This is a genomic window from Haloarcula nitratireducens (assembly GCF_019599505.1).
The window spans coordinates 445,650-464,421 of sequence record NZ_RKLT01000003.1 but is presented as its reverse complement, the minus strand read 5'-3'; the positions used below and the strand labels follow the sequence as shown (position 1 = coordinate 464,421).

At 64.9% G+C, this 18,772-nt stretch carries 18 protein-coding genes, 2 tRNA genes and 1 rRNA gene; 11 read left to right on the top strand and 10 right to left on the bottom strand.

Annotated elements, in window-relative coordinates; translation table 11 throughout:
• The 3 genes from rrf to EGH23_RS12405 all read left to right on the top strand — a co-directional run.
• Positions 1–119 (top strand): 5S ribosomal RNA (gene rrf, locus EGH23_RS12415); the annotation flags it as partial.
• Between the two features lie 113 nt (positions 120–232).
• The gene (locus EGH23_RS12410; RefSeq protein WP_220580298.1) at positions 233–490 is read left to right on the top strand and encodes a DUF5789 family protein; all 258 of its coding nucleotides are present in this window, start codon (positions 233–235) and stop codon (positions 488–490) included.
• Between the two features lie 46 nt (positions 491–536).
• Positions 537–612, top strand: a tRNA-Cys gene (locus EGH23_RS12405).
• Positions 613–1,200: 588 nt separating this feature from the next.
• Here the strand turns inward: EGH23_RS12405 and EGH23_RS12400 are convergent.
• The gene (locus tag EGH23_RS12400; protein WP_220580297.1) at positions 1,201–1,662 is read right to left on the bottom strand and encodes a DUF7344 domain-containing protein; all 462 of its coding nucleotides are present in this window, start codon (positions 1,660–1,662) and stop codon (positions 1,201–1,203) included.
• 253 nt (positions 1,663–1,915) lie between these two features.
• Here EGH23_RS12400 and EGH23_RS12395 point away from each other — a divergent pair, with 253 nt between their 5' ends.
• Positions 1,916–4,909, top strand: a complete 2,994-nt coding sequence (locus tag EGH23_RS12395; RefSeq protein ID WP_220580296.1) for a PAS domain S-box protein — start codon at positions 1,916–1,918, stop codon at positions 4,907–4,909.
• A gap of 126 nt (positions 4,910–5,035) precedes the next feature.
• Here EGH23_RS12395 and EGH23_RS12390 read toward each other — a convergent pair whose 3' ends face one another.
• On the bottom strand, positions 5,036–5,242 hold the full coding sequence (locus EGH23_RS12390) for a hypothetical protein (RefSeq protein ID WP_220580295.1): 207 nt from the start codon (positions 5,240–5,242) through the stop codon (positions 5,036–5,038).
• A 247-nt stretch (positions 5,243–5,489) separates the two neighbouring features.
• On the opposite strand from EGH23_RS12390, the gene EGH23_RS12385 reads away from it, so the two are divergent.
• The gene (locus EGH23_RS12385) at positions 5,490–6,356 is read left to right on the top strand and encodes a hypothetical protein (RefSeq protein ID WP_220580294.1); all 867 of its coding nucleotides are present in this window, start codon (positions 5,490–5,492) and stop codon (positions 6,354–6,356) included.
• Between the two features lie 21 nt (positions 6,357–6,377).
• Here EGH23_RS12385 and EGH23_RS12380 read toward each other — a convergent pair whose 3' ends face one another.
• From EGH23_RS12380 to EGH23_RS12365, 4 genes are all read right to left on the bottom strand, one after another.
• Positions 6,378–6,593: a DUF8123 family protein gene (locus tag EGH23_RS12380; RefSeq protein ID WP_220580293.1), complete on the bottom strand. Its 216-nt coding sequence runs from the start codon at positions 6,591–6,593 to the stop codon at positions 6,378–6,380.
• A 252-nt stretch (positions 6,594–6,845) separates the two neighbouring features.
• Positions 6,846–6,919 (bottom strand) — tRNA-Lys (locus EGH23_RS12375).
• Positions 6,920–6,953: 34 nt separating this feature from the next.
• Positions 6,954–7,619 (bottom strand): DUF7119 family protein, encoded by a 666-nt coding sequence (locus EGH23_RS12370; RefSeq protein ID WP_220580292.1) that lies wholly within the window; start codon positions 7,617–7,619, stop codon positions 6,954–6,956.
• A gap of 125 nt (positions 7,620–7,744) precedes the next feature.
• Positions 7,745–7,897 (bottom strand): hypothetical protein, encoded by a 153-nt coding sequence (locus EGH23_RS12365; protein ID WP_220580291.1) that lies wholly within the window; start codon positions 7,895–7,897, stop codon positions 7,745–7,747.
• Positions 7,898–8,162: 265 nt separating this feature from the next.
• Between EGH23_RS12365 and EGH23_RS12360 the strand changes: the two genes are divergently transcribed.
• Positions 8,163–8,501 (top strand): DUF8134 family protein, encoded by a 339-nt coding sequence (locus tag EGH23_RS12360; protein ID WP_135305838.1) that lies wholly within the window; start codon positions 8,163–8,165, stop codon positions 8,499–8,501.
• A gap of 95 nt (positions 8,502–8,596) precedes the next feature.
• Positions 8,597–10,360, top strand: coding sequence for a nitrite/sulfite reductase (locus tag EGH23_RS12355; protein WP_220580290.1), 1,764 nt, complete (start codon positions 8,597–8,599; stop codon positions 10,358–10,360).
• A 49-nt stretch (positions 10,361–10,409) separates the two neighbouring features.
• On the opposite strand, the gene EGH23_RS12350 is transcribed toward EGH23_RS12355, so the two are convergent.
• A complete protein-coding gene (locus EGH23_RS12350) occupies positions 10,410–10,757 on the bottom strand; it encodes a hypothetical protein (RefSeq protein WP_220580289.1) in 348 nt (115 codons plus the stop codon).
• Positions 10,758–10,848: 91 nt separating this feature from the next.
• On the opposite strand from EGH23_RS12350, the gene EGH23_RS12345 reads away from it, so the two are divergent.
• Together EGH23_RS12345 and EGH23_RS12340 are read left to right on the top strand one after the other, a co-directional pair.
• Positions 10,849–12,543, top strand: a complete 1,695-nt coding sequence (locus EGH23_RS12345; RefSeq protein ID WP_220580288.1) for a histidine kinase N-terminal 7TM domain-containing protein — start codon at positions 10,849–10,851, stop codon at positions 12,541–12,543.
• A gap of 47 nt (positions 12,544–12,590) precedes the next feature.
• Entirely contained in the window at positions 12,591–13,694 is a 1,104-nt protein-coding gene (locus EGH23_RS12340) for a tRNA (guanine(26)-N(2))-dimethyltransferase (RefSeq protein ID WP_220580287.1), read from the top strand.
• A 1-nt stretch (position 13,695) separates the two neighbouring features.
• Here the strand turns inward: EGH23_RS12340 and EGH23_RS12335 are convergent, their stop codons facing one another.
• Together EGH23_RS12335 and EGH23_RS12330 are read right to left on the bottom strand one after the other, a co-directional pair.
• Entirely contained in the window at positions 13,696–14,124 is a 429-nt protein-coding gene (locus tag EGH23_RS12335; RefSeq protein WP_220580286.1) for a hypothetical protein, read from the bottom strand.
• Between the two features lie 68 nt (positions 14,125–14,192).
• Positions 14,193–14,387: a hypothetical protein gene (locus EGH23_RS12330; protein WP_220580285.1), complete on the bottom strand. Its 195-nt coding sequence runs from the start codon at positions 14,385–14,387 to the stop codon at positions 14,193–14,195.
• Between the two features lie 102 nt (positions 14,388–14,489).
• Between EGH23_RS12330 and EGH23_RS12325 the strand changes: the two genes are divergently transcribed.
• Together EGH23_RS12325 and EGH23_RS12320 are read left to right on the top strand one after the other, a co-directional pair.
• On the top strand, positions 14,490–15,926 hold the full coding sequence (locus tag EGH23_RS12325) for an MATE family efflux transporter (RefSeq protein ID WP_220580284.1): 1,437 nt from the start codon (positions 14,490–14,492) through the stop codon (positions 15,924–15,926).
• 94 nt (positions 15,927–16,020) lie between these two features.
• Complete coding sequence (locus EGH23_RS12320; protein ID WP_220580283.1) at positions 16,021–17,280, top strand: YihY/virulence factor BrkB family protein; 1,260 nt, start codon at positions 16,021–16,023, stop codon at positions 17,278–17,280.
• 130 nt (positions 17,281–17,410) lie between these two features.
• Here the strand turns inward: EGH23_RS12320 and glnA are convergent, their stop codons facing one another.
• Positions 17,411–18,766, bottom strand: coding sequence for a type I glutamate--ammonia ligase (gene glnA / locus EGH23_RS12315; RefSeq protein WP_220580282.1), 1,356 nt, complete (start codon positions 18,764–18,766; stop codon positions 17,411–17,413).
• Positions 18,767–18,772 lie beyond the last annotated feature (6 nt).

Sequence of the window (18,772 nt, the reverse complement as noted above, 5' to 3'; positions counted from 1 at the left end):
GCGGCCATAGCGGTGGGGTTGCCTCCCGTACCCATCCCGAACACGGAAGATAAGCCCACCAGCGTTCCAGCGAGTACTGGAGTGCGCGAGCCTCTGGGAAATTTGGTTCGCCGCCACCATTCATTCCTCATACTCATTTCAGCCCGCGCGGAGAGGTATCTGTCCTCTCCGCGTGGGCTTTTCGTATTTATAAGGAGCGGGTAACTATGCGACCGTCAGGTGAGATATTCGTATGACTCGTGAGGTCAAACTGAACGAACTCACCGAACTGTTGACTGACGCGGAATATCCACTCGAAGTCGAGACGGCGCGATCCCAGTTCGACGACGTGGAACTTCTGTACGCCGACGGGTCGGAACCATTGGTCGACGTGTTGTCACGGACCGAGAGCTCGACGTTCGAATCGGCAGAAGATGCACAGACCTCTATCTTCAATGTAGTTCCAGTCGAAGGCGTTGGGGAACCGGGACAGTCAGAAGGAGAGGGCTAGTCGAATCCGCTACCCTTAAGCGACCGAGTTGATTACGGATAACTGCGCCAAGGTGGCAGAGTCCGGCCTAACGCAGCGGCCTGCAGAGCCGCCCATCGCCGGTTCAAATCCGGCCCTTGGCTTGATTTTACCGCGATCAAGGACGCTAAATCCATTTTTCGATAGGTGTAGTAGTGGTCACAAAATCCCTCAAGGAGCCGTCCACGGTAGGATTGACCACTATGTCTTCAGAAAATCCGCTAGACGGTGAGGGGGAGGGTTCAGGGAATCCCTACGGCCACCCAGCCGTCCAAGGTTTAGTTGAACGAGAAGCAGACCACCGACTACCAACACCATAGCGAGCGGATGCTCCGCTGGTGTCTCGACCTTGGGAAAGACCCCGATGCGGCAGTCGGGTACTCCGAGGATACCATCCGCGTCCGTGCGGGTCACATTGACCGCTTCTACCAATGGGTCTGGGACAACGCGTCGGACGGGTACACCACGCAAGTCACCGAGGAGCAGGCAGGTCAGTACCGCAAGGAGCTGGTCTACCGAGATATCTGTCGCGGTCGACTGCGAGCACGTACGAGAAGGCCCTCCAGCACCCGAAACTATCGTAAAATCTACGCACATGATATCGCCTGTAAAGGCCTTAGCTGGGAGTCTAAAGCCTACCCAAAGTTCTTCCACACCAGACAGCATGGCCGATTATTCTGCGAGGGTGCCTTTCAACCCAGACGTAGTAGTTGGAGAGCCTGCCGGACGTGAACCATCGTCTGCTCGGGGCTATTCGCGTTCAGGGCGCTCTGAAGTTGCTCCTCTGCTGCAGTCTGTAACGTCGCACCATCGGTCAAAGACGACGACCGCTGCTGGTCGGTTAAGGGCAGTTGCTGGATGCCGTCGTGTGCGAGTTCGACGGTTTGTTGCTCCTCGTTATATCGAATGATGCCAGCATTTGCGAGTTTCGGTAGATGGACGTGATAGATCGAAGTACGTACTGGTATAACGGTCTCTTCGTCGACGTCATCGACCGGGGTTCCCGTTTCCCGGGCTGCGACAGTCCGAGCGAGGGTTGCTACGTCAACCGCTGTCGTCCGGTCAGTCAAGATCGAGAGCATCGCCCGCCGTCGGTCATCCGCGAGCGCCCCGTACACCTCGGTTAGCGATGGTTCGGTGGACTGCCTCTCCATATTTATGGACTGTGTTTCGAATTCTTGCATTCGTGTTTCCCCATCAGTCGGCCGTTACAGGTACCAAACAGTCCCACCGGTTAAGCTAGTGCCCTATGATTATTGGGTGATAATATTGTCACCTCCTGCTTCAGAACGAGCGGAGCCTCGCCGAAACAAGGATCTCCCCTTAGACGAGTAGCCACGACAGCGACTACGGAGTACTGGTTTCCGCCAACGGAAACTATTCCCGTGGGTGGTGCATCCCATAGGTATGGATTCGGCCGAATCGACACGACACGCGTTCGCAGACGCGCTCGCTGCTTTCGATTCGACGCCATCAGCCCCCCTAACGGCCAGCGAGGTCGCCGACGCCATCGACTGTTCACGACGGACGGCGTACAACCGGCTGGAACAGCTAGTTGAGGACGGACTTCTCGAAACCAAGAAGGTCGGAGCGAGCGGCCGCGTCTGGTGGCGTTCCCGGCCGACCACCGCGTCCCCGCCGACTGCCGGCCTCGCACACGGCAGTTACGAATCGGTCGTAAGCGACGTCTTCGGCACGGCGGATGTTGGCGTCTTCCTGCTTGACTCCGACTTCGACGTCGTGTGGATTAATGACGCGACCGTACACTACTTCGGACTCGACTCGGCGACCGTCGTCGGGCGAGACAAGCGACAGCTCATTCGGGAGACGATCGGGGATGTCGTCGCAGAACCCGGCGACTTCGCCGAGACCGTGATTGCCACATACGACGACAACACGTATGCCGAGGAGTTCGAGTGTCGAATCACGGCTGGCGACGGGCGTGACGAGCGATGGCTCGAACACCGGAGTAAACCCATCGAGACTGGCGAGTACGCCGGCGGGCGCGTCGAACTCTACTACGACATCACCGACCAGAAGGCGTCCGAGCGGGCACTTCGCGAGCGCGAGCACCAGTTCCGCTCACTCGTGCAGGCGGTCGACGAGTACGCCATATTCATGCTTGACCCCGACGGCCGCGTCGTAACGTGGAACGAGGGGGCCGAACGAATCAAGGGCTGTTCCCGCGAGGCTGCCATCGGCAGACACGTCTCGACGTTCTACACCGAGGCTGACTGCGCCGAGAACGTGCCAAAGCGGAACCTCGCCACCGCCGCGCGGGACGGTTTCGTCAGAGATGAGGGCTGGCGCGTCCGAAAGGACGGCACCCGATTCTGGGCGAACGTCACCATCTCGGCGATCCGCGATGACGACGGCACTCTCCAAGGATACGCGAAAGTGATCCAAGACCTGACCGACCGCCGCGAACGCGAGCGGCAACTGCACCACGAACGCGACCTCGTCGAGAACCTTTTCGACGTGAGTCCCACCGGCCTCATGGTGTTCGGCACCGACGACGACCTCCAGCGGTCGAACTCCCGAGCAAAGGACGTTCTCGGGCTTTCCCACGGGGAGTGTTATGCCGCCGGTGACGTTGATCTCGTCGGGCCGGATGGACAACCCCTGTCGTTCGAGGAGCGCCCGCTGGGACGCACGTTGAAGACGGGCGAGGCAGTCACCAATCAGGTCGTTCAAGGGGCACAGGCAACCGACGGTGACCGTCGGTGGTTTTCAATCAGTACTAGACCAATTCGTGACGACGACGGAAACCTCGAACAGGTAGTCGTCTGCGCCGACGAGATCACGGAACTCAAGGAACAGGCCCGGCAGTTGGAGCAACAGCGCGACAGCCTTCAGCACGAACTCGACGAGGTGTTCGCCCGAGTTGACGACGCGTTCTATGCCCTCGACGACGAGTATCGGTTCACCTACGTCAACGACCGCGCCGCTGAACTGCTCGGTCATCCCGAAGCAACACTCCGTGGTCGGAACGTCTGGGAGGCGATGGACGTGGACGCCGACGATCCGATTCGGGAGCGGTTCGAGACTGCGATGGCCACGCAGGAATCACAGAGCTTCGAGCGATTCTCGGAGCCACTCGGTATCTGGGAGATAGTCAGAATCTATCCGTCGGAGTCCGGGTTGTCAGTCTACTTCCGCGACATCACCAAGCGCAAGGAGGACGAACAGGAACTCGCCGCTCTCAATCACCTGAATACCATCGTCCGCGACATCACTGATGCCGTCATCGACCAGTCAACCCGCGAGGAGATTGAACAAGTGGTCTGCGACGCACTCGCCGAGGCGGACGTCTACGAGTTCGCGTGGATCGCGAACGTCGACCCGAAGACGAACTCGGTGCAATCCCGCATCGAAGCCGGTGTCGACGGCTACATCGACGAGGTATCGCTCTCCGTCGACTCGGATGACCCCCATGGGCAGGGGCCGACCGGTCGGGCTATCCACACTCACGACGTACAGGTCACCAGAGACGCGTTCAGCGATCCAGCGTTCGAGCCGTGGCGCGATCTCGCCCGCGACTACGGCTATCAGTCGTCCGCCGCCATCCCCATCGTCTACGAGGACACGCTGTACGGCATCATCGGCGTGTACTCCGCACGCAAAGACGCGTTCCAGGACAGCGAGAGCGAGGCACTCGGCCAGCTGGGAGAAGTCGTCGGTCACGCAATTGCGGCCCTCGAACGCAAGCATGCGTTGATGACCAACACCGTCGTCGAACTCGAGTTCCGGATTCCGCGCTTCGTCGAGGGAACCTGCCCCGGTCTGGACGCCGACGGAGAAATCACGCTCGACCAGACTATCCCGGTCGGCGACGGCGTCTACCTGCAGTACGGTACCGTGACCGACGACGCTGTTTCGACGCTGGAGGCGTTCGTCGACGAACTGCCGTTCTGGGACGACGTAACGATCATGGAGCAAGCGGTCGGAGATGCGACGTTCGAGCTTCGGCTGACGGAACCGCCAGTCGTCTCGGCGATCGCCAGCCGCGGCGGCCGCGTGAAACACGCCCACATCGGGGACGGGGATCTCGAGATGACGGTTCACCTCCCCCATAGTGTTGACGTCCACCGTATCACTGACGTGCTACAAGACACATACCCCGAGACCAAGCTGATGACGCGACACAGCGTCGTTCAGACCGACGACATGGCGACACGCGTAGCGGAGGCGCTTGTTGAGGATCTCACCGACCGCCAGCGGGCGGTCGTTGAAGCAGCGTACCATGCGGGGTTCTTTGAGTGGCCCCGTCGGAGTTCGGGCGAGGAGGTAGCCGACTCGCTGAACATCGCTGGCCCGACGTTCCACCAGCATCTCCGCCTCGCCCAGCAGAAATTGCTCGGCGAGCTGGTGGCCGGCGCTACGGCGAGCGTCGGGGAATAACGAACTTTCGGTCTTCTCGAAGCTCTCCTCTACCGATAGAATCGGCTCTGATTGGTATATAGCGCCGATTGAGCAATCAGCAATAACGAGAATCCCGAAATGCAGGAACTCTTGTTGGGTGGCTAGTTATCGCGACCACGGGCCTTCTTCGAGAATCTGGAAGTCTTCATCGAGTCTCGCCCAAATCGTAGCAATTTCCTGTTCGGGGGTGGCCTCGTCGATGTGCAGGCGAAGTGTCTCCGCTTCCCCTGACGAGAGATTGGCCTCCCGTTCGGCGTCCGCAATGAGCCCCTGCAGGAGGTCGGATTGATACCCCACCACCTGTCCGGGCATACTTAAGGTGGCTTTGCCATCTCATAGAGACTTTGAGACAGTCTTGAAACTTACGTCCCGGTCCTTGGCTTTCTCACAGACACACCGGACACAGCGGCAGCCGCGTCGTCTCGGAGTCGACCGTCGATAGTTCGGCTGGTGCCGTCGCACTATCGGGGAATCTGGGGGTTACTCGCATCGAACAGTGTAGACTGACTGTACGGTCGAAAAGTAATCATTAAACCGCGCGCCGACTGACCGTCAGGATATGCAACGACGAGCCGCGGCGGCATACTTCGCGTTCTTCCTCGTCATCAGTGTCGCAGCGTACGCGTACATTGGCGTCGCGCAGAGTCAGCAGCCGGAGGTGTCTCTCGAAGGGAACGAGTTGTCCAACGATAGCACGTTCACCATCGACGGAACCACGTACACCATCTCGAGCGTCCAGATGTCGGGCGGCGGTGGCGGTGGGCACGGCGGTGGCGGCGGCGGATCGATGGGGGCAGAGCTCTCATGGACGAATCAGTCGTCTCGATACACGGGGACGTTAGAGAACGGGTCGACGACGACGCTCGACAACACGACGTACAACGTCACGACCAGCAACTCGTCCAAATCGGTGACGCTCCGCGAGCAGCTCAACGTTACGGCACTGCTCCGGAACGACTCCGCCGTCGAGAACTCGCTCGTGACCCAGAACGGGACCGACTACGTGGTCTACCGTGAGAACAACACGCTCCATCCGGCCAGCGAGTGGCTGCCCGAGCCCGAGACGCGGACGTATCAGGTTTCACAGACCTTCCCGTACCAGAGCGAGAGCGGGCTCCAGGAGACGACGCTCACCAACGTGACTACCGAGAGTGCGACAGTAGAGTGGGTCGCGCCTCGTAACCGCACGGTCCAACTCAGCGAGGGTGGCAACGTCACGTTACAGGGCCAGCAGTACTTCGCGCACTTCCCAGATCATCAGACGGTCCAACTCGTCAGCGTCGACCAGTACTCGACCTATCAGGCGCAGCTCGCAGATCAGGACTACTTCCACGAGCGCACGAACGGTCTCTGGGGCGTCTCGATCCTGAGCGGGATCGCGGCAGTCCTCATGCTGGGAATGGCGTACCTCCCGACCCGCGGCTGAGAAGAACGAACGTTCTTTGAGTTATTTGCCGTCGGAGACGCTCAGATAGGCGAGTAGCGCGCCGACGGCGATCATCAGGACTGCGCCGACTACCTGTAGCATCGCACTCGCCATACTCGCGTGGGTCGCCCACGGCGCGCCGACGATCGTTCCGAGCGCCGCGAGGGCGAGAAACGCGCCGGCGGTGAGGCCGATGGGTTTGAGCGGGTCGTCGAAGCCGCTGGTGAACGTGGTCATACACGGCTACTCGACAGTGAGCGTGGTAAATCAACCGGTCTCGATAGCCGCTGTTCTCTGTCGCTTGTGGTGTTACCGCGCACGTCTTCGAGACGCTCTCTTCGGTGGCGTTTCGCTATCGCAGGAAGGCGTTCGCAGGGCTGGGAGGGAGTTGAACCGGAGGAAGACATGCTCGCTCACGTTCGTTCGCTCGTGCCGTGGCTCAACGCCCTCCATAGCCGCTTCGCTCCTCACGTCCGTTCGTCGTAGAAGCGGGCCGGGAGGGAGTTGAACCCCCGACCATCTGGTTAAAAGCCAGACGCTCTGCCTGACTGAGCTACCGGCCCTCGCTATTCGCTGGGGGGAGTGAGGGTTAAGACCTTACGATACGTCGTCGAGCGCCGATTCTAACGCGTCGGTAACGACGGTACTCGGGTCGGTGGCGTCGATGGCGGCGCGCTGGCGGAGCTTGCAGTAGGCGTCCCTGTCGACGGTGATCGAGAGCTCGCCGAGGCGGTAGCCTTCGGCGGCGAGCGCGTCTTCGATGGTCGCGCCGTCGTTGACGCCGCTCGCGACCGAGCGAATCTGTCGGACGGTCAAGTCGTGGTCGAGTGCGGCCCACGCCAGCAAGAGGCGGGCCTCGCCGGCGACGCGAGCGATGTGTTTGGCCGCGGTCGGCGCGATCTCCCCCTTGGCGACGTGGATGCGCACCGAGCGGGGGAGGTCGTGGACGCGGGACCACTTGCGGATGAACGAGACCGTCGCGTCGCCGCCGGCCCGTTCCGCGGCGGCTTTGTAGGAGCCTTCGCCGCGGACGAGCGCCGCACACGCCGCGGCCCCCCGCAGCATGTAGACGTTGTCGTCGGCACCGGCGGTGTTCTCGGAGAAACGTCGGACCGTCCGCGCGGCGAGTTCGAGACTCTCCGGGTCGTCGGGGTCGAACTCGACGGCCTCGTCGGCGCGTTGACCGGTGAGTTCCGGGTCGCCGCGAATGACGGGCTTTCCCACCGGAGACTCTCGATCGGCCGGTGGCGCGTCCTCTGGCATCGATTCGTCGTTAGCGTTCAGTCCACAAAAGTATCCCGTCTGGGGGTCTTATACGGGCTATCGCCGTTCCGGCCGGTATTCCGTTCCCGGGTCTGGGAGCGCCGGAAACGGCTAGACGGGCCGTCTCAGTCGTCGTCGGCTGCGGCTTCGCGCGTTTCGCTCATGTGTTCCCAGATCTCGGTGCAGCCACATCCGTCCTCGACGTCGTCGAGGTGATCAGTGGTTGGTTCGTCCGCTTCGGCGTCGGTCTCGTCGTGGGTCTGATGTGCGTTCGTCATCGTTTCTATTGGCGCGGCGACGGAACGCCGCGTGTCGCTATCCCTCTGTAACGGCCCCACTATCATAAGGCCGCACTCTCCTGTAATCTCTACCCGCACTGCGGCTTACCGGAGATACTTGGCAGTATCTCGGACGGCGGTTCTGTTTCGTACTGTCTTGTTATCATAGGGCGTGCACCGCATGCGGGCGGTCGAACTGTCGACTCTCCGGCGAAACTTGCGAGCGCCGACGCCCTCAGGTAGCTCCGGGATCTAATGAGATGTAATGACGACCGACGTTCACCAGCTCGACGACGGGGCGTGGATATCCGTCAACGACTCGCGGGAAGTGAACGTCTCGGACCTGTGGCTTCTGGCGCGGAGCGAGTTCTGTGACTGTGAGGTGACGGATTTCCTCGCCGAGGGGTTCGTCGAGGTCGGGGTCGACCACCCGGACATCGAAGCGCGCGTCGCCGGGCAGTGTATCGCGTGTGGCGCGAGCGGTGTCACGGACTGGCTGACCGTCGGCCGCGTCGTAGACCCCGATTCGGGCGAGTTCTACGGCGTCGTTCACGAGAGCGTCCACATTCCCGAAAAGCGCACCCGGCTCGCCCGGCCCGAATAGGGAGCAATTCTTTCCTGTTTCAGCGAGTGGGGGAGACGGTTGACGGCAAAGCGTGTCGTATAAGGGAGGATGACTAGTGGGCGAACACACTAACTATGCCGAGCAAGGTAGAGTCCTGGAAGGACGAGCTGTACGGGAACGAGATTCGGGAACACCTCCTGGAGTTCGCAGAGGAGGGCTGGGAGTCGATTCCCGAGGACGAACACGACGCCTGGTTCGAGCGCTTCAAGTGGTGGGGGCTGTACCACCAGCGTTCCGGCCAGGAGTCGTACTTCATGATGCGTATCGGGACGCCGAACGGCGTCATCGAGCCGGGTCAGCTCGAAGTCATCGGCGAGGTGGCGAAGGAGTACGCGACCGGTCCCGCCTCCAATCCCGAGTTCGGCGACGCCTACTGCGATTGGACGACCCGCCAGTCCGTCCAGCTGCACTGGATAAAGCTCGAGGACATCCCGGAGATCTTCGAGAAACTGGAGTCCGTCGGTCTCACGACCCAGCAGGCCTGCGGTGACTCCTGGCGGAACATCGTCGGCTGTCCCGTCGCCGGCAAGGACAAGCACGAGCACGTCGACGCGTGGCCGGTCGCCGAGGACCTCCACGAGACGTTCAAGGGCAACGACGATTACGCCAACCTCCCGCGCAAGTGGAAGGTCTCCGTGACCGGCTGCGACGAGGGCTGTGGGCAGGGCGACATCAACGACCTCGCCTACGAACCCGCGAAGAAGGACGGCGAACTCGGGTTCAACGTCCGCGTCGGCGGCGGACTCTCCCGGAAGGAGGCGCGTCTCGCCCGCGACATCGACGTCTGGGTGCCCCCGGAGAAGGCGGCCGACATCGGTCACGGGATGTCCGCGCTCTTCCGCGAGTACGGCGACCGCGAGGACCGGTTCAACGCCCGTATCAAGTTCCTCGTCGACGAGTGGGGGCCGGAGAAGATGCGGCAGGTCCTCCAGGACGAGTTCGTCGACTTCGAACTGGAGACGGCCGGCGAGGACATGCGCGACCAGTACACCTACAACTCCGGTCGCAACGAGGGTCACGACGACCACGTCGGCGTCTACGAGCAGGACGACGGCAACTACTACGTCGGTCTGAACGTCTTGGTCGGTCGGATGGGCGCAGACGACACGCTGGAACTCGCGGAACTCGCCGAGAAGTACGGCTCCGGCGAGGTCCGACTGACCCAGCGGCAGAACATCATCGTCATGGACGTGCCCGAGGAGAACTTAGAGGACCTCAAGAGCGAGGCGCTGCTCGACGACTACTCGCCCGAGCCGTCGCCGTTCATGCGCGGCTCCATCGCCTGTACGGGCACGGAGTACTGTTCGCTCTCCATCGTCGAGACGAAGAACCGCCAGGTGCGCTACGCCCGCTGGCTGAAGGAGAACGTCGAGCTGCCGGCGGACCACGAGGACTTCCACATCCACCTCTCGGGCTGTACGGCCTCCTGCGCCCAGCCCCAGATCGCCGACGTCTCCCTGCGCGGGATGAAGACGCGCAAGGACGGCGAACCGGTCGAGGCCCTGGACATCGGGCTGGGCGGCGGCCTCGGCGAGGATCCACGCTTCGCCGACTGGGTGGAGATGCGCGTCCCCGCCGACGAGGTGCCCGGCGCGATTGGGAACCTCGTCGAGAACTTCAAGGACCTGCGCGAGGACGGAGAGACGTTCCGCGACTTCGTCGAGGCGCGCGACGAGGACACGCTGGCCGAACTGGTCGAACCCGAGGAGACCGACTACGAGGACCCGTACATGCACAACACGAAGATGACGTGGTACCCCTACACCGAGGACTCGGACATGCAGTCCTCGCCCGCCCCGACGGACGGCGAGGGGAACCCGCTCCCCTCGGACGACTAACCCGCCTCGCTCGGCGGCCGTTCGCGAAGGCGCGACGCGCCGGCTTTTCTCAGAGGAAATCGCGCACGTCGGAGTACCACATGTCGTGTTCGTCGACGGCGTCGACGGCCTCGGCGATGCGGGCGGCGATGGCGTGCCAGCAGAGCTCGTCGGGGTCGTCGCTATCGAGGTTGTACTCGGCGTCGGCACAGTGACAGCCGCCGTCCTCGACGATGTACTCGTCCTCGTAACCGACGACGACGGTGAAATCGCGGTACTGTTTGACCCGGCTCTCGCCGACGGCCTCGATGGCGCGCGTGCCGCGGTCGCCGTGGGCGTCGACGATCGCGGTCACTGCCTCGGGGGAGAGTTCCCCTTCTGATTCCAGCAGTCGGACCCACTCGTCGACGGTGCTCACACGCTGGCTACGGAGAGGCCCGACAAAACAGCGTCGTCTCGCGCGGTGAGGCGCCCGGAAAGATAAACAGGTATCGTCCCCACGATGTGTCATGGCCGTCACCGCCCCCTGGCTCGCCCTCGGGTCGTTCGCCTCGGGGGTCGGCGCGCTGTATCTCCTCTCCCGGCTCCGGCGGCACTGGGGGCAACCGGGCGCGAAGTGGTTCGTCGCGACGATCATCACGATGGCAGTGTGGTGTTTTACGTACGGAACCGCGTTACTCGTCTACGACCGGACGATTCGGCTGGCACTCGAAATCGTCTGCTGGGTGTGTCTCTCGTGGATCGGCTTCTTCTTCGTCGCCTTCGCGCTGGGCTATACGGGTCGGACGGCCGTCCTCGAGAGCCGGTGGTTCCAGTCGACGGCGCTGTTGCCCGCCGCGGCGTCGGCGCTGGCGCTGACGAACCCGCTCCACTCGTTTCTCTGGACGGGGTTCGCGGTCGACCCGACGTTCGGCGCCGCGGGAGCGACGTACGCGCTCCGGCCGCTCGGCTCGCTGGTCGTCCTGATGACGACGCTGCTGGTCGGCTTCGGGACGCTACTCGTTTTCGACACCGTGGTCAGCTACGGACCGCTGTACCGACGCGAGGCCATCGCCGTCGGACTGAGCCCGCTCCCACCGGGTTTCGCGCTCCTCGCGTGGGCCGGCGGCATCGGCCCCTCTCCCTCGCTCAACTTCGCGACGCTGCTGTTTCTCCCTCATATCGCGCTGGACGCCTACGCGTTCGTCCGGAGCGACATGTTCGAGTTCCATCCGGCGACTCGGCGGGCCGGCGAGCGAGCGGCCATCGACGACATCGCGACCCCGGTGGCGATCGTCGACGTCGCGGGTCGTCTCGTCAACCTCAACCCCGCCGCGGAGGCGATGCTGGACGTCGAGAAGCGGGCGGCGCTGACTGATCCCCTCGACGACCTACTGGTCGGTGACGAACTGTCGCTCGGCACGGATCGGAGCCGGCTCGGCGTCGAGAACGGCGAGCGACGCCGGGAGTACAAGGTCCAGTGGACGCCGCTCCGGGACGAGCGCAACACTCATCTCGGCTACACCGTCGTCTTTCAGGACGTCACCGACGAGCTGCGCCGCGAGCGCCGACTGGAGGTGCTCAACCGCTTCCTGCGACACAACGTCCGCAACGAGACGGTCGTCATTCAGGCGCGAGCGGAACTGCTCGCCGCCGAACTAGACGGGGAACTGGGAGAGCACGCCGCCGCGATCGACCGGGCGATCGGTCGCCTCGCCGAATCGGGCGAGAAGGCGCGGACGCTCTCGAACATGGGGGCCGACGGGGCTGTCGAGTCGGTCCCGCTCCGCGACCGGGTGGCCGACGTCGTCGAGGCGCTCGAAGCGGACTACGACGGCGGCGTCACGGTCGAGATCTCGGACGACCTCACGCTGCAGACACGACCGGTCTTGCTCTCAGTGTTGGTGCGGAACCTCGTCGAGAACGCGCTCGAACACGGCGACGCGCCCGTCGCGGTGACGGCGACCGTTTCGGGGGCGGGCGACGAGATACTCCTCACAGTCGAGGACGGCGGGCCGGGAATTCCGGAGCACGAACTGGCGGTGCTGGACCGCGGTCGGGAGACGGACCTCGATCACGGGCGCGGCGTCGGACTCTGGTTGGTCCGCTGGACCGCGACGACGCTCGCGGTGGACCTCGACTTCGACACGAGCGACGGCACCACTGTCACGGTGCGGCTCCCGGACGATCGCTCGGCGGTTCCGTCGCGGGCGTCGGCGGAGTGATCGCCGCCGTTCGAACGACTTAACGGGACCCGCGCGGAGAGTGGGGTATGCGCGTCAGCGAGGGGCAGGTGACCGTCTCGGTGCCCGAACAGCCCGACGCGGGAAAGGGAGCGGACGTCTTCTTCAACCCCGTCCAGGAGTTGAACCGCGACGTGACCGTGGCGGCGCTGCGGGCCTATCGAGAGCGTCTCGACGGCGTCTCGTCGTATCTCGACGCTACCGCCGCCAGCGGTATCCGCGGGGTGCGGGCGGCCGCCGACGGCTGGGAGACGACGCTGTGTGACTTCGATACGGACGCCGTCGCCCTCTGTGAGGAGAACGTAGAGCGCAACGGCCTCGCGGCGGAAGTCCGCCACGCCGACGCCAACGTTCTCATGCACGGCGAGGCGTTCGACGTGGTGGACGTAGACCCGTTCGGGACGCCGATCCCGTTCGCCGACGCGGCGGTTCAGGGGACGAAACGGCTACTCTGTGTCACTGCGACGGACACCGCGCCGCTGTGTGGCGCTCACTTCGAGAGCGGCGTCCGCAGTTACGGGACGGTGCCGCGGAACACGGAGTTCCACGCGGAGATGGGGATGCGCGTCCTGCTGTCGGCGATGATCCGGACCGCGGCCCGCTACGACATCGCCGCCCGACCGATCCTGAGCCACGCGACGAAACACTACGTGCGGACCTACCTCGAATTCGACCACGGCGCGAAGGTCGCCAACGACTGCATCGACGAACTGGGCTACGTCCACCACTGCCAGCGCTGTCTCTGGCGCGACCACGACTTCGGGCTCATCGCCGATCCGCCCGAGGCGTGCCCGGTCTGTGAGGAACACCTCCAGACGGCCGGTCCGATCTGGCTCGGCGCGACCTGTGACCCCGAGTTCGCGGCGGCGGTTTCCGATCACGTCAGCGAGGACATGGGCACCGCCGAGAAGGCCAGGGAACTGCTCTCGACGCTCGGTACGGAACTGCCCACCCCGACGCACTACGACCAGCACCGCCTCTGCAAACGGTGGGGGCGCGGCGCGGAGGCGATGGATACCTTCGTCGAGAAACTGCGTGACGCGGGCTACGACGCCTCGCGCACTCACTACGGCGGGACGACGTTCAAGACGGACGCCGACGTGACCGAGATCCGCGAGGCGACGGCCGAGTAACTCAGAGTCGTTCCATCCCCTGCTGTTCGCCCCCGCGCCCGCCGCGAACCGACCGAACGAGACCGTAAAGCAGGAGGTACACCGGTCGGAGGAAGTAGTTCGCCATTCCGATGAGTCCGAGCATACCGCCGAGCGCCTGCACCTCTTCGCCGGTCGCGCCGACTTCGAAGACGAGCGGGACCGCCGCGATGATCGGTGCCAACCAGAGCGCCGAGAGCAGGCTGTCGACGTCGATCCCGGCGACGTAGCCGACCTCTCCCTCGCCGGGACGCGTGACGTAAAGCGCCGCACCCAGCCCGCAGAGCACGATGGCGAGCTGAATCGACGACGGCGCGCCGGCGAGTCCCAGCGCGAGCAACATGAACCCGGCGACGAGCAACAGCATCGTGACCTGCATCGTCCCCGACCGGATGGCCGCCTCCGTCTTCATGTCCCGACGGTCGGCGGCGGCAGTGATAAAGCCTGCCGCTCTCCGGGTAGCGGGTCGCCGGCACCCGTCTACGAGTCGACGACGCGGGACACAGATAGCGCGAGGACGATCCCGAAACAGACCAGCGGCACGTAGAACGCGTCGAGACGGACCGGCCCGACGACCAGGACGTGGACGCCGGGGTCGGCGAACGCGACCGTCGACGCGATCCCGACGACGCCGATCCCGACGTTCTGCCACTCGTAGAGTCGGTTCCAGTCCATCGTCCGTCACTCGCGCTTGGGCTTCGGCCGTTACGTGCGTGTCGGTCGACCGGAGACGCGGCTTCTTAACCCATTTGAGCGTCCGCCGGCTAGTCCCTCCGAGTGTCCTCCCGTTACAATCCCGTCCGCGGCCTCCTCCTGTCGGTCGGCGGCCTGCTCTCGCGTGCGGGACTCGTCGAGCGCGACCGAGTCGCGCGGGCGACGGACCTCTCGTGGCCCCGCATCGTCACCGGGCTCGCTCGGATGTCGAAGTCGACGGCCGACGTGGCGATGGTCGGTCTCGCGCTGGGCCGGCTGGCCATCGCCGGCGTCGGGTTCGCCGCGCCCTTCTGGGGGCTGGCGTTCGCGCTGGGTGGCGGCGTCGGCGGGGGGACCATCGGGATGGTCTCCCAGCGCTTCGGCGCGGACGCCCGCGAGGAACTGGGGCTGACGGTGACGACCAGCGCCGCCGTCGTCGTCGCCGTCACGCTGCCGCTGACCGCGGCGTTCTGGTACGTCCCGGGGACGCTGGTCGGACTCGTCGGGTCGGGAGCCGACGCGGTCGCTTACGGCGAGCGGTACCTCAGAACGCTCGCCGTAGGCGTGCCGTTCGCGGCGCTGAACCTCGTCGGCAGCCGAACCCTCGTCGGTGCGGACGACGCCTACTCGCCGATGATACTTCGGGGCGGCGGCGCGGTGGTCAACGTCGCCCTCAACGCCGTCCTCATATTCGGGCTGGGTATGGGCGTCGTCGGCGCGGCTATCGGGACGGTCATCGCCAACGTCCTCGTCACGGCGGCGCTGGCCGTCGGCCTCGTTCGCGGCGGCCTCCCCGGACTCGACTTCCCGGTCCGGGTCCCGCTCTCGCGGCCGTTCGTCGACGCGTCGCTGGCCCGCGACCTCGCGTCGGTGGCGTCGCCGCTCGTCGGGTCGAACCTCGCCCGCACGGGCGCGCAGTTCCCCCGGCTGTTCATCATCGGCCTGTTCGGCCCGACCGTCGTCTCGGCGTACGTCGTCGCGCTCCGCGTGCGCGCCCTGCTCGACACGCCGAACTGGGGGCTCAGCCTCGCCTCCAGCAGCCTCGTCGGCCAGGCGCTCGGCGAGAACGACGAACGCGACGCGACTCGGTGGGCACAGACCGTCTTCCGCCTCGGCGTCGGCGTCTACGTGGTCGTCGCCCTCGCGCTCGCGCCCTTCTCCCGGCAGATAAGCCGGCTGTTCGTCGAGGACGCCGCGGGACTGGGCCTCGTGACGACGTTCGTCGCCGTCGCCTGTCTCACCGTCGTCTTCCGGGGCGTCGACGGCGGCGCGACCGGCCCGCTCCGGGCCAGCGGCGACACGCGCTGGCCGTTCTACTCCCAGCTCGCCGGGATGTACCTGTTCGCGCTCCCCATCGCCTACGCGGGCGTCTTGGTCCCCGCGATCGGCGTCTCGGCGCTGTACGCCTCGATGCTCGCCGAGACGGCCGTCCCCGCCGCCATCACGTATCACCGCTTCCGTTCGGGTGCGTGGCGCGCCGTGAGCCGCTCCTATCGGCCCGATGCCGCGCTGGATGACTGAGGCGGGCGTCCGGGAACGACGGGTCGGGGTCCGTCGCGTCGGTCGAATACGACGCAGCGACGAGATATATGTAGCGCCCGACCCACCTTTCGTCGTGGCCCACAACCGCGCCGTCTCCGTCGGCCGTGACCTCGTTCACACAGTTCGAGAACAGCAGGTGTCGTTTCTGGCGGCCGGCATCGCCTACTACATGTTCGTCTCGCTGTTGCCGTTCCTCTTGTTGGCGCTCGTCGTCGGCTCTTTCTTCGGCGGCGAGGCGTTCGCAGCGCGGGTCGTCGCGGCTATCGGAGACTCGTTGTCGCCGACGGCGGCCGATCTGTTGGGGGACGCACTCACCAGCGCCGTCGGCCGAGGCGGGGCGACGGTGTTGGGCCTCGCCACGACCGTCTGGGGCACGCTGAAGGTGCTTCGCGGTCTCGACGTGGCCTTCTCGCGGATATACGGAACCACCGATGCGAACGGCTTCGTCGATTCCGTTCGGGACGCGCTGTCGGCGCTGTTCGGCATCGGACTGGCGCTCGTAGGCCTGGCAGTTATCACCTCGCTCGGGGGGCTGTTCGGCGTCGAAGTGGCGCTGGGTGGCCTCGCGCTCGTCCCGGTCCTCACCGTCGCGTTCCTGCCGCTGTACTACGTCTTCCCGGACCACAGATTGACGATTCGGGAGGCCGTTCCGGGAGCGGCGTTCGCCGCCCTCGGCTGGACCGTGTTGGCGACGGGGTTCGGCGTCTACGCCGCCGCCGCGGGGAGCTTTCAGCTCTACGGCGTCATCGGCGGCGTCCTCCTGCTGGTGACGTGGTTCTACTTCGCCGGCCAGATCCTGCTCGTGGGGGCGGCGTTCAACGCGGTGTTGGCCGGCGTCCCGGACCGGCAACTACAACAGGAACCGACCCGACGTTCCGGCAGAGCGATGAGTGAGGACGCCGACCGAGCATCCGGTGAGACGCCACCGCCAGACGGGGAGAGCGCGACCGGCCCCCGCGATCGCGGTGTCGAGGACCTGTCCGACGAGGAACTCGCCCAGCTACGCGAGGAGTTCGAGTCGTTCCGCGACGACGTCCAGGACCGGACCCTCCACCGCGACGAGGTCAGGGAGGACCTTCGCCGGTACGTCCGTCGACGGATGCGCCGGGGCCACGCCCGCGGCTGGGGACCGTACGTCGTGCTGCTGTACGGCACGGTGATGACGATGGCCGCGTTCTACTGGCTCTCGGGACTGTGGGCCGTCCTCTCGATGCTGGTCGTCTGGCTCTCGACGCTCGGGCTGTACGTGATGATGATACTGACCGGGATCACCTTCCGCGCGACGGGACTGCCCGGTCGAGTCATCGACCGGGTCCGCGACTGGCGGGGATGACGCGCGGCGTCGGCATCACCGAGGTGCCGTCGAGCCGTCGCCGCCTCGACGCTCACCGTCCGGGAAACGACGCGCTCGACGCGTGACCGTCGCTACGCGGGTCCGAAAAGAGAGAACGAGTTTCGGCGGCTCAGAACTTCTCGAGGTACTGGTCGAGTTCCCACTCGGAGACGTCGACGAGGTACTCCTGGAACTCCTGGCGCTTGGCCTCGACGAAGTTCTCGTAGACGTGTTCGCCCAGCGCGTCCTGGACGGTCTCGTCCGCTTCGAGGGCGTCGATGGCCTCGCCGAGGTTGCTCGGGAGCGTCTGGATACCGTACTCCTCGCGCTTCTCCTCGTCGAACTCGTAGATGTTCTCGCGGACGGGGTCCTCGCACTCGAGGTCCTGCTCGATGCCGTCCAGGCCGGCGTGGATCATCGCCGCGAACATGAGGTAGGGGTTACAGGACGGGTCCGGCGAGCGGAGCTCGACGCGCGAGGCGGCCGGCGTGCGGGCGGCCGGCTTGCGGATGAGCGCCGAGCGGTTGCGGTCGGACCAGGCGACGTAGACGGGTGCCTCGTAGCCGGGGACCAGGCGCTTGTAGGAGTTGACCGTCGGGTTGGCGACGGCGGTGATGGCGGGCGCGTGTTCGAGGATACCGGCGGTGAAGCTCTTCGCCGTCTCGCTCAGGTTGAACTCGTCGTCGTCGTCGTGGAAGGCGTTCTCGCCGTCCTCGGTGAACAGCGACATGTGCGTGTGCATGCCCGACCCGTTGATGCGGGCGATGGGTTTGGGCATGAACGTCGCGTGCAGGTCGTGTTCGGCCGCGATGGCGCGGACGACCGAGCGGAAGGTGGCGACGTTGTCGGCCGTCGAGAGGGCGTCGTCGTACGTGAAGTTGATCTCGTGTTGGCCCTGTGCGACCTCGTGGTGAGAGGCCTCGATATCGAAGTCCATCTCCTCGAGGCCGTAGATGATGTCGCGGCGAACGTCGGAGGCGAGGTCCTTCGGCGCGAGGTCGAAGTAGCCGCCGGCGTCGTTGGTCTTCGTCGTGGCGCGGCCGTCCTCGTCCTCCTCGAAGAGGAAGAACTCCGGTTCGGGGGCGGCGTTGACGGTGTAGCCCATTTCGTCGGCGCGGTCGATGGCGCGCTTGAGGACGCCGCGCGGGTCGCCGGAGAACGGCTGGCCGGTCGACGTATCGAAGACGTCACAGATGAGGCGGGCGCTGGAACCGCCCTCGACGTTCTCGCGCCACGGGAGGACGGCGAAGGTCTCGGGGTCGGGTTCGAGACGCATGTCCGACTCCTGGATGCGGACGAAGCCGTCGATGGAGGAGCCGTCGAAGTAGATGCCCTCACTGAAGGCTTTCTCGGCCTGGTCCGCCGTGATGGAGACGTTCTTGACAGTCCCGAGGATGTCCGTGAACTGAAGCCGGAGGAAGTCGACGTTGTGCTCTTCGATCTCGTCGAGTACGCTCTGTGCCTCGTCTGAGAGTTCGCTTGTCATCTTTGA

Bases quoted from the DNA above. Each gene is read 5' to 3' on its own strand.
- EGH23_RS12410 (WP_220580298.1), top strand. From the start codon at position 233: ATGACTCGTGAGGTCAAACTGAACGAACTCACCGAACTGTTGACTGAC.
- EGH23_RS12400 (WP_220580297.1), bottom strand. From the start codon at position 1,662: ATGGAGAGGCAGTCCACCGAACCATCGCTAACCGAGGTGTACGGGGCG.
- EGH23_RS12395 (WP_220580296.1), top strand. From the start codon at position 1,916: ATGGATTCGGCCGAATCGACACGACACGCGTTCGCAGACGCGCTCGCT.
- EGH23_RS12390 (WP_220580295.1), bottom strand. From the start codon at position 5,242: ATGCCCGGACAGGTGGTGGGGTATCAATCCGACCTCCTGCAGGGGCTC.
- EGH23_RS12385 (WP_220580294.1), top strand. From the start codon at position 5,490: ATGCAACGACGAGCCGCGGCGGCATACTTCGCGTTCTTCCTCGTCATC.
- EGH23_RS12380 (WP_220580293.1), bottom strand. From the start codon at position 6,593: ATGACCACGTTCACCAGCGGCTTCGACGACCCGCTCAAACCCATCGGC.
- EGH23_RS12370 (WP_220580292.1), bottom strand. From the start codon at position 7,619: ATGCCAGAGGACGCGCCACCGGCCGATCGAGAGTCTCCGGTGGGAAAG.
- EGH23_RS12365 (WP_220580291.1), bottom strand. From the start codon at position 7,897: ATGACGAACGCACATCAGACCCACGACGAGACCGACGCCGAAGCGGAC.
- EGH23_RS12360 (WP_135305838.1), top strand. From the start codon at position 8,163: ATGACGACCGACGTTCACCAGCTCGACGACGGGGCGTGGATATCCGTC.
- EGH23_RS12355 (WP_220580290.1), top strand. From the start codon at position 8,597: ATGCCGAGCAAGGTAGAGTCCTGGAAGGACGAGCTGTACGGGAACGAG.
- EGH23_RS12345 (WP_220580288.1), top strand. From the start codon at position 10,849: ATGGCCGTCACCGCCCCCTGGCTCGCCCTCGGGTCGTTCGCCTCGGGG.
- EGH23_RS12340 (WP_220580287.1), top strand. From the start codon at position 12,591: ATGCGCGTCAGCGAGGGGCAGGTGACCGTCTCGGTGCCCGAACAGCCC.
- EGH23_RS12335 (WP_220580286.1), bottom strand. From the start codon at position 14,124: ATGAAGACGGAGGCGGCCATCCGGTCGGGGACGATGCAGGTCACGATG.
- EGH23_RS12330 (WP_220580285.1), bottom strand. From the start codon at position 14,387: ATGGACTGGAACCGACTCTACGAGTGGCAGAACGTCGGGATCGGCGTC.
- glnA (WP_220580282.1), bottom strand. From the start codon at position 18,766: ATGACAAGCGAACTCTCAGACGAGGCACAGAGCGTACTCGACGAGATC.